The 13,999-nt window shown below is 67.2% G+C and carries 17 protein-coding genes and 1 tRNA gene; 9 read left to right on the plus strand and 9 right to left on the minus strand.

From position 1 onward, the window contains the following. Positions 1 to 90 precede the first annotated feature (90 nt). Positions 91 to 321, minus strand: a complete 231-nt coding sequence (locus tag AB0383_RS39415; protein ID WP_364185561.1) for a hypothetical protein — start codon at positions 319 to 321, stop codon at positions 91 to 93. Between the two features lie 91 nt (positions 322 to 412). Further along, positions 413 to 958, minus strand: a complete 546-nt coding sequence (locus AB0383_RS39420) for a transposase (RefSeq protein WP_364185563.1) — start codon at positions 956 to 958, stop codon at positions 413 to 415. 37 nt (positions 959 to 995) lie between these two features. Here AB0383_RS39420 and AB0383_RS39425 point away from each other — a divergent pair, with 37 nt between their 5' ends. Further along, on the plus strand, positions 996 to 1,367 hold the full coding sequence (locus tag AB0383_RS39425; RefSeq protein ID WP_364185565.1) for a hypothetical protein: 372 nt from the start codon (positions 996 to 998) through the stop codon (positions 1,365 to 1,367). A gap of 4 nt (positions 1,368 to 1,371) precedes the next feature. On the opposite strand, the gene AB0383_RS39430 is transcribed toward AB0383_RS39425, so the two are convergent. Then, on the minus strand, positions 1,372 to 2,202 hold the full coding sequence (locus AB0383_RS39430) for a hypothetical protein (RefSeq protein WP_364185567.1): 831 nt from the start codon (positions 2,200 to 2,202) through the stop codon (positions 1,372 to 1,374). Positions 2,203 to 2,216: 14 nt separating this feature from the next. Continuing rightward, entirely contained in the window at positions 2,217 to 2,552 is a 336-nt protein-coding gene (locus AB0383_RS39435; RefSeq protein WP_364185569.1) for a helix-turn-helix domain-containing protein, read from the minus strand. A 585-nt stretch (positions 2,553 to 3,137) separates the two neighbouring features. Between AB0383_RS39435 and AB0383_RS39440 the strand changes: the two genes are divergently transcribed. Beyond that, positions 3,138 to 3,311, plus strand: coding sequence for a helix-turn-helix domain-containing protein (locus tag AB0383_RS39440; protein ID WP_364185761.1), 174 nt, complete (start codon positions 3,138 to 3,140; stop codon positions 3,309 to 3,311). Beyond that, positions 3,311 to 4,753, plus strand: a complete 1,443-nt coding sequence (locus tag AB0383_RS39445) for an integrase (RefSeq protein WP_364185763.1) — start codon at positions 3,311 to 3,313, stop codon at positions 4,751 to 4,753. The genes AB0383_RS39440 and AB0383_RS39445 overlap by 1 nt, the downstream gene beginning before the upstream one ends. Positions 4,754 to 4,957: 204 nt before the next feature. On the opposite strand, the gene pip is transcribed toward AB0383_RS39445, so the two are convergent. The 4 genes from pip to AB0383_RS39465 form a co-directional block, all read right to left on the minus strand. Further along, positions 4,958 to 5,938 carry a prolyl aminopeptidase gene (pip, locus tag AB0383_RS39450; RefSeq protein WP_364185571.1) on the minus strand — a complete coding sequence of 327 codons (981 nt, stop codon included), beginning with the start codon at positions 5,936 to 5,938 and terminating at the stop codon, positions 4,958 to 4,960. A 221-nt stretch (positions 5,939 to 6,159) separates the two neighbouring features. Further along, on the minus strand, positions 6,160 to 6,627 hold the full coding sequence (locus tag AB0383_RS39455) for a GNAT family N-acetyltransferase (protein WP_364185573.1): 468 nt from the start codon (positions 6,625 to 6,627) through the stop codon (positions 6,160 to 6,162). A 7-nt stretch (positions 6,628 to 6,634) separates the two neighbouring features. Continuing rightward, positions 6,635 to 6,805 carry a hypothetical protein gene (locus AB0383_RS39460; protein ID WP_364185574.1) on the minus strand — a complete coding sequence of 57 codons (171 nt, stop codon included), beginning with the start codon at positions 6,803 to 6,805 and terminating at the stop codon, positions 6,635 to 6,637. Between the two features lie 301 nt (positions 6,806 to 7,106). Next, a tRNA-Leu gene (locus tag AB0383_RS39465) sits at positions 7,107 to 7,183 on the minus strand. Between the two features lie 172 nt (positions 7,184 to 7,355). Between AB0383_RS39465 and AB0383_RS39470 the strand changes: the two genes are divergently transcribed. The 6 genes from AB0383_RS39470 to AB0383_RS39495 all read left to right on the plus strand — a co-directional run bounded on the left by AB0383_RS39470 (position 7,356) and on the right by AB0383_RS39495 (position 13,470). Continuing rightward, positions 7,356 to 7,967: a response regulator gene (locus AB0383_RS39470; RefSeq protein ID WP_220242049.1), complete on the plus strand. Its 612-nt coding sequence runs from the start codon at positions 7,356 to 7,358 to the stop codon at positions 7,965 to 7,967. Between the two features lie 449 nt (positions 7,968 to 8,416). Beyond that, positions 8,417 to 9,595 carry a branched-chain amino acid ABC transporter substrate-binding protein gene (locus AB0383_RS39475; RefSeq protein ID WP_364185765.1) on the plus strand — a complete coding sequence of 393 codons (1,179 nt, stop codon included), beginning with the start codon at positions 8,417 to 8,419 and terminating at the stop codon, positions 9,593 to 9,595. A 93-nt stretch (positions 9,596 to 9,688) separates the two neighbouring features. Next, positions 9,689 to 10,699, plus strand: coding sequence for a branched-chain amino acid ABC transporter permease (locus tag AB0383_RS39480; protein WP_364185576.1), 1,011 nt, complete (start codon positions 9,689 to 9,691; stop codon positions 10,697 to 10,699). Further along, positions 10,696 to 11,844, plus strand: a complete 1,149-nt coding sequence (locus AB0383_RS39485) for a branched-chain amino acid ABC transporter permease (protein WP_366190014.1) — start codon at positions 10,696 to 10,698, stop codon at positions 11,842 to 11,844. The genes AB0383_RS39480 and AB0383_RS39485 overlap by 4 nt, the downstream gene beginning before the upstream one ends. Then, positions 11,841 to 12,770, plus strand: a complete 930-nt coding sequence (locus AB0383_RS39490) for an ABC transporter ATP-binding protein (protein ID WP_364185580.1) — start codon at positions 11,841 to 11,843, stop codon at positions 12,768 to 12,770. The genes AB0383_RS39485 and AB0383_RS39490 overlap by 4 nt, the downstream gene beginning before the upstream one ends. Then, the gene (locus AB0383_RS39495; protein WP_364185582.1) at positions 12,757 to 13,470 is read left to right on the plus strand and encodes an ABC transporter ATP-binding protein; all 714 of its coding nucleotides are present in this window, start codon (positions 12,757 to 12,759) and stop codon (positions 13,468 to 13,470) included. Before AB0383_RS39490 ends, AB0383_RS39495 begins: the two co-directional genes overlap by 14 nt. Before the next feature lie 69 nt (positions 13,471 to 13,539). Here AB0383_RS39495 and AB0383_RS39500 read toward each other — a convergent pair whose 3' ends face one another. Beyond that, positions 13,540 to 13,977, minus strand: coding sequence for a hotdog fold thioesterase (locus tag AB0383_RS39500; RefSeq protein ID WP_364185584.1), 438 nt, complete (start codon positions 13,975 to 13,977; stop codon positions 13,540 to 13,542). Between the last annotated feature and the right edge of the window lie 22 nt (positions 13,978 to 13,999).

Below are 13,999 nucleotides of genomic sequence, written 5' to 3' on the forward strand. Positions count from 1 at the left end.
CCGCTCACGCAGCTCGTCGCTGTACTTCTTCGGTGCCGGCATGCTCTGCATCCTCCCTGAGATCAGAGCCTGCACAGAACCCGGGGCGCATCAAGCTTCCGCGATGCGCATAGGCCACCGGTTCTGGTCCTGAAAGCCGGAGCTGACTCGGATGACTTCCTCGGACAGTTCGCGTGCGAGCCGGTCCTCGCCGATGTGGCGGTAGCAGTCCATCGCGTAGAAATCGTACTTGGACGGGTCGACGACGAAGTGGTTGTCGATGTTCGCCGGGTATTCGAGCTTGTCAAGGGCGACGCGCCCGCGCTCAAGCGTTGAGTTCATCTCGGCGGGCATACCCATTCGGGCGTACGCCTTCGCCTGCTGCGCGATCAGCGGGACCGAGACGCTGTGTGTCCCGGAGACTAGTGCCGTATCAAGCAACGTTGGGTAGGTAATCGGGGCGGCGGATTTTGGAGTTGATGGCGAAGTGGCGTTTGGGGTGGCTGTGGCGGTTGCGCCAGCGGAGGTAGCCCGCGATGGCGGCTTCTTGGGCGGCGTGGCTGGGGTAGTCGCTGCCGTCGAGGGTGAAGTAGCGGACCGCGGTGAACTCGCACTCGATCCAGTTCAGCCAGGACGCGTTGGTGGGTGTGTAGATCAGTTCGATGTCGTTGGCCGCGCACCAGTCCCGGACCTCGGCCTTGCCGTGTGGTCCGTAGTTGTCGCTGACCAGGTAGAGCTTCCCGGTCGGGAAGCGGCGGCGCAGTTGCTTGCAGAAGTCGAGGAACTGCTGCCAGCGTTTGCGGTCGCGGAACCGGTAGAACATCTGCCCGGAGGCCAGGTCGAGCGCAGCGAACATCTGCCGGACACCCTTGGTGCGGGTGTAGGTCGCGCGCAGCCGGGCCGGGCGGCTGCGGGGAAACCAGCCGCGGCCGGGGCGGGGTTGCAGGTTCAGCGGCCCGAACTCATCGACACAGATCACTCGCCCGTCGGCGGGTGGGTGATCGTAGAGGTCGAGGATGCGGTTCTTCTTGGCCTTGTGGCTCGCCGCGGAGCAGCTGTACGAGCGTGAGCCGCTGTCGTGGGCGCGCTTCGGTGTGGTGCAGACGTGCCGGTGGTTGGCTACGGCGACGGTGCGGCCGGCCAACGGTAAGTGGCACATGGCGGACGCCCCGGTGACGCAGCGGTTCGGGTCGGCGATCGAGGAAACGATCCTGGAGGAGTCGCTGGCGGCGGCGAAGCTGCTCGGTCGTCGGCCGGTGCCGTACTGGCTGACGATGCGCCCGGGCTGGCTGGAGCAGGTGTACTGGACGTTCGAGTGGGCGTGGTGGGGCAACGGGAACCCTCCGATCAAGGTCCCCGCCCCACCATGGCCAAGCATCGCGAGCTGACCGGTCACGACGCCACCGCCGCATCGGCGTCGACCGCCGCTGCCTCGGCGGTGTCCACGGTGTGGCGGCGGTACATCTCCGCGGCCTGTGCTTCCTCGGCAGCGCGCTGAGCGTCAGCGGCTTCGCGCGCCTGAACCTCGCGCAGGGCTCGCTGTGCACGGTCGATCGTGTCGGCGGCCTCGGCCGCTGGCGGCACCCGCACCTCCTCCGAGTGCGTCGCCTTGTCTTCGCTTGCCGCGACGTCCCGCAGGTCCGGTGCGTCGGTCTCCGTCGAGTGCTCCTCGGCCGCGCTGGCGGTCGCCTCCGGGCCGCTCGCCTCCACTTCAGCCAGGTCGGCGGCGCGCTGCTCGGCGACGTCGGCGAGGTCGTGCTCGTCGGTGGCTTCTCGGTGGGCGTCCTCGATGGCCATGTGCTCGTTGTGGGCGGCGAGCCATTCAACCGTCGTGACCCGCGGTACTTCGTCGGCGGCGACGTTGCGAGAGTTCAGCTCCGACTGTGCCCGGTCGGCGGCAGCGCGAGTCTCCGCGGTGTGGGCGTACCGCATCGCCCGCGTCTCGTCCGCAGTCTCCAGTTCGGCCGCACGCCGGTCGAGCACGGTCGCGAGCGCGTCAGCCTCGGCCGCTTCCTGGAGTAGCTGGGTCCTTTTCGGCTCGTCCGCGGCGGTCTCGGCCTCGGCGCGGCGCATTGCGGCATCGCGGCGTCGGGATTCGGCGGCCTGATGAGGCACTAGCTCGCCAGCTTGCCCAGCCGCCAGCACGCCGCGATAGTCGCCGGCAGTGAGGGCGAACCACGCCGTCATCTCGTGCGCCCAGCCCATGATGCCGGCGCTGCCCACCTCCTTGCCTAGGCTCAGTGCGGCCTGTCGAGTCGCCTCAGCGGCTCGACGGTCGCCGAGGTCGTACTCAAGACAGCCGACGAGGAGGGCGAGCCAGCCGGCGAGTTCGAGGGTGTCGCGGCGCTGGCGTTTGGGGACAACGCCGCGAACCCGGACTCGTTGAACGCGTGGATCACCTCCCGCACATAGCCTTCGGTCGCGGCGAACATCGCCGCGATCTCCTTCGCGGACCGGCCTTGCGACGAGGCCAGCACAATCCCGGATCGTCGCAGCCGCACCCGATCCCGGGCGGACCTCGTGATCTTGACCAGCCGCTGGGCCTCCTCCGGCTCCAGCGACCGCGCGAACACCTCCGGCTACCGCGCGAACTCCACCTTCGATACCCCGCGCACGTTCCCCGGCGGGATCTTGTCGAAATCGCTTCCCGTCAACTCCATACCGCCGATGGTGACACCCAGCACCGACAAGAACTGCCACCGAGCAGGGGAGATGTGGACCGAAAGGGTGATGCCCTGCGGGCCGGAGAGGCGAAAAGAAAAAGATATGTCCTCGCCGGACGGGCAGGTCTCCAGGATGGTCGAGAAGAGCAGAACGGTTGCGTTCGTGTGTGCCTGTCGTCCATCCCGCCGACCTCCACAAGGGCTATCAGGCCTGTCAAGGGGGCAGACCGCAGGCACGCTCACCACAGCAGGAAGGTGCCCCCTTGACAGACCTGATCGGGCTGGCGCCAGGTCGACGGGATGGACGAAGAGGCCCCCACTTGTAGGTGGTCATAAACCACGCTCGGCGCTGATGAAATTGAGCGAGAGTAGCCGAGCTTCACGCTGACTCCGAATTTGCTGCGGACGAAACCGAAAACGTCCAGGGAACTTTGCTGACCAAAAAATGATTCGAAAGGTCTCTTTTCTATGCCTACGAATGACCGGTCCAGCGTGATGCTGACGCTTGAAGAAGTGTGCGCCGAGCTGCGAATCAACCGATCAACATTCAACGACTGGCGTGCGAAGAAGTGCGCACCGCCATGCCTGAAACTGCCCAACGGGAAGTTGCGGTTCCGGCGATCCGAGCTGGATCGCTGGCTGCACTCACGCGCGGAGGTGACTGCGTGATGGAAACAACGTTCGATGTCCGTATCTGGGACGTGCGCGTGAAAACCGGTCGCGCGCACAAGGACGGGAAGCCGGGAAAGAAGTCCTATGTCGTGCGCTGGGTTGTCGCCGGCCAGGAGTTCCCGAAGACGTACGCGACTTCAGCGCTGGCGGAGAGCTTCCGCTCCAAGCTGGTTGTGGCTCAGCGCAACGGAGAGGCGTTCCGGGTTGTCGATGGACTTCCTGTGTCGATGGCACGAGCTGAGAACGACCAGCCGTGGTTCACGTTCGCGCAAGAGTACGTGGACATGAAGTGGTCTCGCGCCGCCGCGAAGTCCCGTGCGGGCAATGCTGATGCGCTCGCGACGGCGACGTTGGCCCTCCTCGCGAGCTCACGCGGCAAGCCGGAGGACAAGGTGCTGCGCCGGGCGATGACCGGCTGGGCCTACAACTCCCACAGACGGGATACGAGCAACCCTGCCGACATTGAGGCCGCGCTCATGTGGCTGGGTTCGAACACCGTCAAGGTGTCACGGCTCGACGACCTCACGATGCTTCGGAGAGTGCTCGATCAGCTCGCGCTGAAGATGGACGGCAAGGCCGCAGCGGCGAAAACCGTCTACCGGAAGCGCGCTGTCCTGTTCAACGCACTGGAGTTCGCTGTGGAGAAGAGGCTGCTCCTGAAGAACCGGTTGCCCGAGGTGAAGTGGACCGCACCCAAACGAGTGCGGGCGATCGATACGCGCGTGGTCGTCAACACGCGGCAAGGGCCGCAGCTGCTGGCGGCGGTTGCCGAGCAGACGGTGATGCGGGTGCCGGCTGGGTCCTCCGAGCCGGTGATCGTGGCGCGGCAATCGTCGGGGCCGCGACTGGTTGCGTGCTTCGGGACGATGTACTACTCGGCGCTCCGCCCAGAGGAGGCGGCCATGCTGCGAGACGTCGACCTCAAACTGCCGCGGAAGGGCCGGGGCGAGCTGCTGCTATCCGAGACTGCGCCGATCGCGGGTGCGGCGTGGACGGACAACGGCGAGCGCCGCGACCGCCGTCAGCTCAAGCAGCGCGCGAAGGGTGAGGTGCGACCAGTGCCGTGTCCACCGCCGCTGACTGCGATGTTGCACCGCCACGTCGAGCAGTACGGCGTCGCGGAGGACGGTCGCCTGTTCCGGGGCCTCGGCGGCGGTGACATCGCGGAGTCGACGCTGGCTCGGGTCTGGGACAAGGCCCGCAAGGCGGCGCTATCCGAGGAGGAGTACCGATCGCCGCTGGCGCGTCGGCCGTACGACCTGCGGCACGCGTGTGTGTCGACATGGCTGGCGGCCGGCGTACAGTCCGCGCAGGTGGCTGCCTGGGCCGGGCACTCAGTTGCTGTACTGCACGAGGTGTACGCCAAGGTGCTGTCAGGGTTGGAAGAGGTTTCGCTGGCGAAGATCGCCACAATGCTCGGTCTGGCCGAGGACGAGTAGGGCACCATTCGTTTCCGCCGTGATAAACGTGGACCTTGAATACACCGCGCACAGTCGCACTTTGCCGATCGGTCCGCGCTACTGGACGACACAAGATCTGGCCCCTGACCGGGTACCGCCTGGTCAGGGGCCGTCTTCTGTTGGTGACGCCTGGTACCCCGGTGAGATTCGCAATCTCACCGGACGGGTTTCGGGTGTCAGCGGTCAGTGGATCTGGTCCGCGGCCGCTCGGGCGAAGCGGTCGGTGGCGGCGATAATCGCAGCGGTCATGCTGCCGCCGCGGTGACCGGTGTCGTCGAGAACGACGAGTTCGCTTTCGGGCCAGGCCCGGTGCAGTGCCCAGGCTGTGTCGAGCGGGCTGCTGACGTCGTAACGCCCGTGGATCAGGACGGCCGGAATGCCGTGGAGCCGTTCGATGTCGCGTAGGAGCTGCCCTTCGTCGAGAAAGCAGCCGTGGGACCAGTAGTGGGTCACGATGCGGGCGAAGGCCAGCTGAAATGCCGGGTGGGCGACGGACAAGGACGGTGCGGCGTCGGGGGCCAGCGACATGTGCGCGTCCTCCCACTCGCACCACCCGTGTGCGGCCTTGGCGCGGAGCTCGGGGTCGGGATCGTGGAGCAGTCGGCTGTAGGCGGCGGACAGGTCGCCGTCGCGTTCGGCGGCCGGCACGCCGTCGCGGAACCGTTCCCACTCGCGCGGGAAAACGCGGCCCACGTCACGAGTGATCCAGTCGCGCCGAGCGCCGTTGGTCACGGCTTTAAGCACCATTTCGGTCACCCGCTCCGGCTGGGCCTGCGCGTAGGCGAGGGCGAGGGTGACGCCCCACGAGCCACCCCACACCAGCCAGCGCTCGATTCCCAGGTGGACTCGTAGCGCCTCGATGTCGGCGATGAGGTGCTGGGTGGTGTTCGCCGACAGGTCGACGACCGGGTCGGTCGCCGAAGGGGTGCTGCGCCCGGAGTTGCGCTGGTCGAACAGGACCACGCGGTAGCGGTTCGGGTCGAACAGGCTCCGCGTTCCCGGAGAGCTCCCCGAGCCGGGACCACCGTGCAGCGCGACGGCCGGCTTGCCGTCGGGGCTGCCCGACACCTCCCAATACAGCGAATGGCCGCCGCCGACCTCCAGCATGCCTGACTCGTGCGGCTCGATCGATGGATATCGCCCGTCGTCGGATGTACTCGCCATACAGGCATGATCGCGCGCCGGTGCCCGAAGCGTGAAGCACCGTTCGTCGTCACGCACGGGCTACCCCCGCACGCGCGGCGTCCCGTCGGCGGCTGGTTCACAGTTCGTACGGGTCGAACCGCGCCGCCCACTTCGTTGCCTGTGCTGGCGGATCGTGAGGCCGTCTTCCACCAGCGGCGACGGGACTACGGACCGCCCCTCCGGTCGTCGCGGTTGGCGGATTAGGTCAGCGCGCACCGCAGGACGATCTCGCCGTCGTCGATCTCGCCGGTCGGCTGGAAGCCGAAGCCCCGGTAGAACGGCCACGGTTCGCCCTTTCCCGGTTGGTAACTGGTGAACAGTTCGGTGCCGCCGTCCGCCCTGACCAGTTTGATGACCTGGGCCAGCGCGGCGCGCCCGTAGCCGCGGCGTTGGAACTGCGCTCCGACGAGCAGCCGCCACAGGACGTATGAGCCGAGCACGCCGCGCGTACCTGGCGGCACTGCCCAGTTCAGCATGACGAAACCGACAGGCACGTCGTCCGCGTACACAGCGCGATACCAGGGCGACAACTGTGGTTTCTTGCGCGCTTCCTTCAGCGATTTCTTCACCGATGCGACGAACTTCTTCTGGTCCGGCCGGACACGCACGGCGCATACCGCGTCGCGGTTGTCGTCGGTGATCTCACGCAGTTCGACATGTCCGGTCACCTGGCCATTATCGGCCCGGGGCCCGCCAGTCCTGCCACCCGACATTCCCCATGCGAGGAAGGGTGAACGTACGACGTATCGGTTGCACATCGAGGTCGTTCGTCTTCGCGCTGCCGACGGCGACGGCGACGGCGACGGCGATGGCGATGGTGGCGGCGATGGTGGCGGTGGCGAGCACGGCCGAGCCGATGGTGATGACCAGAATGGCCGTGTCGCCGTCGAGGTGCCAGCAGGCGAGCGCGGCGATACTGACGAGTGCGGGGACGGTGAGGTACCCCGAGAGCGCCTGTCAGCGCCTTCCAGCAGGGGCCCGGGCGCGGACCGCGCTTCCTGGGCCTGCCGGCCGAGGAGGATGTAGACCGCGAATAGACCGCGCGTAGCCGTACTTTGCCGGTTCCCGTCGCGCGCCACCGGTTGACACAAGATCGGCCCCGGACCAGATTGCGCCTAGTCAGGGGCCGATTTGTGCTGGTGGGCCGTGGTGCCCCCGGAGAGATTCGAACTCTCACTGGACGGGTTTTGAATCCGTTGCCTCTGCCAGTTGGGCTACGGGGGCGAGCGCGAGGGACTTTACGCGATCACCGGTGACGCGCGTGTGGCGGGGGCGGGGTGTCGCGCCCGCCACTTCGTGGTGAACGCCATCTTGGGAACTGGATCGTTCCCGGTAGGCTGACCTTTCGCGGGTCACCGCGAGTCAACCGTCCCGCCGAGCCTTCAGGAGGACCCCGGTGACCGAACAGGCTACCGAGGCCAACGGTGCCGCCACCGTGCCGCAGCGTCGTGTGCTCGTCGCCGAGGACGAGGCGCTCATCAGGCTCGACCTGGTCGAGATGCTGCGTGAGGAGGGCTACGAGGTGGTCGGCGAGGCCGGCGATGGTGAAGAAGCCATCAACCTGGCCACCGACCTCAAGCCCGACCTCGTCATCCTCGACGTCAAGATGCCGAAACTCGACGGCATCGAGGCGGCTGCCAAGATCACGAGCGACCGCATCGCGCCGGTCGTCATCCTCACCGCGTTCAGCCAGCGCGACCTCGTCGAGCGGGCCCGCGACGCGGGCACGATGGCGTACCTGGTCAAGCCGTTCGCGAAGCGTGACCTCGTGCCGGCCATCGAGCTGGCCGTGAGCCGCTTCTCCGAGCTGCAGGCGCTGGAAGCGGAAGTCGCGGGCCTCACCGACCGGCTCGAGACCCGGAAGGTCATCGACCGCGCGAAGGGCCTGCTGATGAGCCGCCAGGGCCTCACGGAGCCGGACGCGTTCCGGTGGATACAGCGCACGGCGATGGACCGCCGCACGACGATGAAGGCCGTGGCCGAGGCCGTGGTGGAGAGCATCGGCTAGGCCTCACCCATCCGAGTGGCAAGACGGGCGTGACCAGGGGGTCGCGCCCGTTTTGGTGTGGTCTTCCGTCGCTCTGCGCGGTGCAAGAGGGCAAGTTTGCTACCTTCGAGTCTGCTCATGGCCCGTTGCTTCTTCACCTGCTGAGCGGAGTCTCTAGACTGCCAACATCGATCTGGCCGTACGTCAAGTGGTCCGATTGAGGTGCCATCCGAGTACTCAGTGTCACTACCCGGTTGTCAGATTGCGACAATCGGGTGGAGAACGTCCATTACTGCCGGTGACGACCGTCACGATGTGGATACAAGACAGTGGGTAACTCTGTGCAACACCTCACGGGGCGGCTACTTTCAGCGGCCAGTCAGTTCCCACATAGGGACGAGCCGTTCGCTTCGAACGGTTGGTTGGCATTTGGAGGAAGAGTGCAGAGAGCACGACTCACGAAGATCATCGTGCTGGCGGCTGCGGGGGCCATCTCCCTGAGCGCGTGCGCGGCGCGTACCGACAGCGGTTCTGGCGGAAACGACAGCGGAGCCCCGCAGGCGGCAGCGCCTTCGGCCGCCGCGGACGCCGCCGACCCCGCGGGCGACGGCAAGGCGCAGTGTTCGCCGACCTCCATCGCCTACGCCGGCACCATCAACGGCAACAACGCGGCCCTCGGCATCAACATCCTGAACGGTGCCAAGCTCGCCGTCGACCAGCACAACAAGGCGAACCCGGGCTGCCAGGTCAAGCTGGAGCAGTACGACACGGAGGGCACGCCCGACAAGGCGCCCGGCATCGTGACCCAGATCGTGAACACCCCGGCGATCATCGGCGTCGTCGGCCTCCCGTTCTCGGGTGAGTCCAAGGCCGCGGGCAACATCTTCAACACCGCCGGCCTGGTCACGGTCACCCCGTCGGCCACCGCCCCCACGCTGGCCGACAACGGCTGGAAGACCTTCTTCCGCGGCCTCGGCAACGACAACAGCCAGGGCCCGGCCGCCGCGAAGTTCATGACCGGTGAGCTCGGCGCCAAGAAGGTCTGTGTCATCGAGGACGACTCCGAGTACGGCACCGGTCTCGCCGCGACGACCAAGCAGGGCCTCGGCAGCGCCCTGGCGTGCGAGGACAAGGTCAAGAGCAAGCAGACCGACTTCTCGGCCGTGGTCAACAAGGTCAAGGCCGCCGCCCCGGACGCGGTGTTCTACTCCGGCTACTACCAGGAAGCCGCTCCGTTCGCGCAGCAGCTGAACGACGCCGGTGTCACGGCGAAGTTCGTGGGTCCGGACGGCGTGAAGGACGACGAGTTCGTGAAGGGCGCCGGCGACGCCGCCAAGAACGCGTACTTCACCTGCCCGTGCGTGCCGGCGGACCAGTTCACCAAGTTCACCGACGCCTACAAGGCCGCGACCGGCAAGGACCCGGGCACCTACTCGCCCGAGGCCTACGACCTCGCCACGATCCTGCTGAAGGGCATCGACTCGGGCAAGACCACGCGCCCGGCCCTGCTCGACTTCGTCAAGACCTACGACGGCCAGGGCCTCACGAAGCACTTCAAGTGGAACGACAAGGGTGAGCTGTCGGCGACCACCGTGTGGACCTACAAGGTCGAGAACGGGAAGATCGTCCGCAACACCGAGATCAAGTAATCCCGGCTTCCGTTCCAGTTACCGGGGTGCGTGTCCGGCGGCTCGATCCCGCCGGACCCGCACCCCGGACCCACATGGAGAACTAGTGTGTCGATGACCCATGACCTGAGCTCGCTCGTCCTCGCGCAGGGCGACAGCTGGATCACCTTCGACGTGAAAGGCTTTGTTGACCAGTTCTGGGCCAACACGATCGACGGTCTTGCCTACGGCAGCATCTACGCGCTCGTGGCGCTGGGCTACACCCTCGTCTACGGCGTCCTGAAGCTGATCAACTTCGCCCACTCCGAGGTGTTCATCTACGGTGCCTACGCGGTGTGGTTCACCTTGTTCGGCCTCGGCTTCCGGCCCGGCGACACTCCTGAGCTGTCGGTCGCCGAGCTGATCGGGTTCCTGCTGCTGGCCTTGCTGGCGGCGATGGCCGTCTCGGGAGGCACCGCGGTGCTCCTCGAACGCGTGGCCTACCGTCCACTGAGGAAACGCGGAGCGCCGAAGCTGGTCTTCCTGATCACCGCGATCGGCGCTTCCTTCGTGCTGCAGCAGATCCTCTTCATCTGGCGCGGCGGCAACGCCGAGCAGGGCATCCGCCTGTTGCGCAACGAGCCGGTGTTCCAGATCTTCGGCGCCGACGTCACCAACGTCACGATCATCACGATCGTCGCGTCGGTCGTGCTGATGCTCGCCGCCAACATGTTCGTGAACCGCACCAAGTTCGGCCGCGGCATCCGCGCGGTGGCGCAGGACCCGGACACCGCCACGCTCATGGGCGTGAACAAGGAACGCGTCATCACGCTCACGTTCCTCATCGGCGGCCTGCTCGCCGGTGCAGCGGCCCTGTTCTACATGATGAAGATCCCGCAGGGTGCTTCGTACCAGGGCGGGTTCATCCTCGGCATCAAGGCGTTCACCGCCGCGGTGCTGGGTGGTATCGGCAACCTGCGCGGCGCACTGCTCGGCGGCCTGCTGCTGGGTGTCGTCGAGAACTACGGCCAGACGCTGTTCGGCGGGGAGTGGCGCGACGTCGTCGCGTTCGTGCTCCTCGTGCTGATCCTGATGGTCCGCCCGACCGGCATCCTCGGCGAATCGCTCGGAAAGGCACGGGTATGACGGTGACTTCGACGCCGCCCACCGCGGCCGCGCCGGCGAAGCGCAAGCGGCCGATTTTGGACTGGTGGAACAACCTTCCGCGCGTTCAGCAGTGGCTCGTGCTCGTGCCCCTCGTGGCCGTGATCTACCTGCTGCCCGTGCTCAACCCGCCGATCATCACCACGCAGCCGGGTTACGACTTCCCCATCGCGATGTTCGAGGTGTCCCGCTACGCGCTGGTCGCCATCGGGCTCAACATCGTGGTCGGCCAGGCCGGTCTGCTGGATCTCGGCTACGTGGGCTTCTTCGCGGTCGGCGCGTACGTGATGGCGCTGTTCACGAGTCCCGACTCGACGCTGCACAAGCTGCCGTTCCTCGTCGTGCTCCCGATTGCCATGGTGGTCACGATGATCTTCGGCGTGATCCTCGGGACACCGACGCTGCGACTACGCGGGGACTACCTCGCCATCGTCACGCTCGGGTTCGGTGAGATCGTGCGCCTGCTGGCGGACAACGTCGACCCGCTGCGCGGAAACCGTGGGTTCCAGTCGGTGGGGCACCCGCCGGGCACCAACGCCGACGGAAGCGCGCTGTTCAACAACTCCGACGGCACGCCGTGGTACTGGCTGTGCGTCACGCTCATCATCCTGGTGCTGTTCCTCGTCGGGAACCTGGAGCGCAGCCGCGTCGGCCGGGCCTGGGTCGCGATCCGCGACGACGAGGACGCCGCCGAGATCATGGGCCTGCCGACGTACAAGTTCAAAATCTGGGCGTTCGTGTCCGGCGCGGCGGTCGGCGGCCTGTCCGGCGCGCTCTACGCCGGCCAGCTGGGCTTCGTGAACAACCAGAAGTTCGACGTGGTCACCTCCATGCTGTTCCTCGCCGCGGTGATCCTCGGTGGCGCGGGCAACAAGGTCGGGGTGCTGCTGGGCGCGATCGTGGTGGCGTACATCCCGCTGCGGTTCCAGGCGATCGCCGAGTACAAGTACCTGATCTTCGGCCTGGCGCTGATCATCCTGATGATCTTTCGCCCGCAGGGCCTGCTCGGTGCGCGGCAGCGGCTGCTCACGTACGGCAGGCAGGCGTATCAGCGGCTGCTCGGCCGTGGCGAGCAGGTCAGCAGTGACGGCTCATTGGCCTCCGACACCCCGGGAGAGAAGGTATGACGGCCCCTGGCAACGGCATGGGCCCCGAGGTCCCGGCCGAGGGCGGCCTCGTGGCGGAGGTCGCCCAGATGAGCGCGGAGCAGCTCGCCGAGCACGAGGCGGCGGTCGCCGAGGTCGTCGCACCGGACCGTGAGATCGACGTCGCGGTCGGGCAGACGCTGCTGAAGGTCGACGACGTCACCGTGCGCTTCGGCGGTCTCGTGGCGCTCGACGGCGTGTCGTTCGACATCCGCCGCGGCGAGATCCTGGGCCTGATCGGGCCCAACGGCGCGGGCAAGACCACGTGCTTCAACGCGATGACCGGCGTGTACCGCCCGACCTCGGGCCAGGTGCTGCTGGAGGACAAGCCGCTCGGCAAGGCCTCGCGCCACGCCATCACGCAGCTCGGCATCGCGCGCACGTTTCAGAACATTCGGCTCTTCTCCGAGATGACGGCGCTGGAGAACGTGGTGGTCGGCACCGACGCCCGCCACAAGACCAGCCTCGTCGGCGCCCTGCTGCGCACGCCTCGCCACCACCGCGAGGAGAAGCAGGCGATCGAGAAGGGCATGGCGCTGCTGGAGTTCGTCGGCATCGCCGACCGGGCGGCCGACCGCGCGAAGAACCTGCCCTACGGTTACCAGCGGCGCCTGGAGATCGCGCGGGCGCTCGCGACCGAGCCGAAGCTGCTGTGCCTCGACGAGCCGGCCGCCGGGTTCAACCCGGCGGAGAAGGAAGAGCTCATGGGGCTGATCCGGACGATCCGCGATGACGGCTTCACCGTCCTGCTGATCGAACACGACATGAAGCTGGTCATGGGCGTGACCGACCGGATCGTGGTGCTGGAGTTCGGCAAGAAGATCGCCGAAGGGGTGCCTGCCGAGATCCGGGCGAACCCCGCCGTGATCGCCGCCTACCTGGGGGTGCCCGACGATGACGTTGCTTGAGCTGTCCGAGGTCTCCGTCCACTACGGCCGGATCCAGGCCGTGTCGGACCTGTCCATCACGGTCGACGAGGGCGAGATCGTCACGCTGATCGGGGCCAACGGCGCGGGCAAGTCCACCACGATGCGGGCCATCTCCGGGATCCGGCCGATCTCGGCCGGCACGATCCGCTTCGACGGCGAGGACATCTCGCGGCTGCGCGGTGACCTGCGCGTGGTCCGCGGGATCTCGCAGTCACCCGAAGGCCGGGGCATCTTCCCCGGCATGACGGTGCTCGAGAACCTCGACATGGGCGCGTATGCGCGCAAGGACCGGAAAAACCTGCAGCCGGACTTCGACCGCGTCTTCGAGCTGTTCCCGCGGCTCGCGGAACGCAAGACCCAGATGGGCGGCACGATGTCCGGCGGCGAGCAGCAGATGCTGGCCATCGGGCGTGCCCTGATGGCGAAGCCGCGGCTGCTGCTGCTCGACGAGCCGTCGATGGGGCTCGCGCCGCAGTTCATCCAGCAGATCTTCCGGATCATCACAGAGATCAACCGCCAGGGCACCACGGTGCTGCTGGTGGAGCAGAACGCGCAGCAAGCCCTTTCGCGGGCGCACCGCGCGTACGTGCTGGAGACCGGGCGGATCACGAAGTCCGGCACCGGTAAGGAATTGCTGGCCGACACCAGCATCAAGGAGGCCTACCTCGGCGTCGGCTGAGGTCGGAGACCCTGTGCGACGGCCCCTCGCCCTGGTGGGTGAGGGGCCGTTGTCACGGCAGCGGGTGCGTCAGGCACCTGGCGGCTTGTCCCGGACGACGCACGTGAGACGAGCCGTGCAGGTGCGCCGGCCCTGGTCGTCCGTGAGCACGATCTCCGCGGTGATCGTGCCGCGCCCGACGTGCAGCGGGGTCGCGACGCCGGTGACCGTGCCGGAGCGGACGGCGCGGTGGTGTGTGCAGGACAGCTCGAGGCCCATCGCGGCGCGGTCGGTGCCCGCGTTTAGCGCGGCGACGTACGAGCCGAGCGCTTCGGCAACGGTGGCGTTGGCTCCGCCGTGCAGCAGGCCGTACGGCTGGAGGTTGCCCTCGACGGGGATCGTGCCGACCACGCGCTCGGGGGTGGCCTCGAGAATCTTCAGCCCGATCTTGTCGTTCAGCTGCTGGTCGGCGGCGGGGTCGATCCCCGCGCGGGTTTCCAGCGCCAAATCGCCGGCCTGCTCGGTCACGCAATGCTCCTCAACCTATGCG

The organism is Amycolatopsis sp. NPDC051373 (assembly GCF_040689465.1).
Taxonomy (GTDB): Bacteria; Actinomycetota; Actinomycetes; order Mycobacteriales; family Pseudonocardiaceae; genus Amycolatopsis.

Excerpts from the sequence above, each read along its gene's own strand:
- AB0383_RS39445 (WP_364185763.1), top strand. The coding sequence starts at position 3,311 with ATGGAAACAACGTTCGATGTCCGTATCTGGGACGTGCGCGTGAAAACC.
- AB0383_RS39485 (WP_366190014.1), top strand. The coding sequence starts at position 10,696 with ATGACGGTGACTTCGACGCCGCCCACCGCGGCCGCGCCGGCGAAGCGC.
- AB0383_RS39425 (WP_364185565.1), top strand. The coding sequence starts at position 996 with ATGCGGTTCTTCTTGGCCTTGTGGCTCGCCGCGGAGCAGCTGTACGAG.
- AB0383_RS39495 (WP_364185582.1), top strand. The coding sequence starts at position 12,757 with ATGACGTTGCTTGAGCTGTCCGAGGTCTCCGTCCACTACGGCCGGATC.
- AB0383_RS39415 (WP_364185561.1), bottom strand. The coding sequence starts at position 321 with ATGAACTCAACGCTTGAGCGCGGGCGCGTCGCCCTTGACAAGCTCGAA.
- pip (WP_364185571.1), bottom strand. The coding sequence starts at position 5,938 with ATGGCGAGTACATCCGACGACGGGCGATATCCATCGATCGAGCCGCAC.
- AB0383_RS39480 (WP_364185576.1), top strand. The coding sequence starts at position 9,689 with ATGACCCATGACCTGAGCTCGCTCGTCCTCGCGCAGGGCGACAGCTGG.
- AB0383_RS39440 (WP_364185761.1), top strand. The coding sequence starts at position 3,138 with ATGCTGACGCTTGAAGAAGTGTGCGCCGAGCTGCGAATCAACCGATCA.
- AB0383_RS39490 (WP_364185580.1), top strand. The coding sequence starts at position 11,841 with ATGACGGCCCCTGGCAACGGCATGGGCCCCGAGGTCCCGGCCGAGGGC.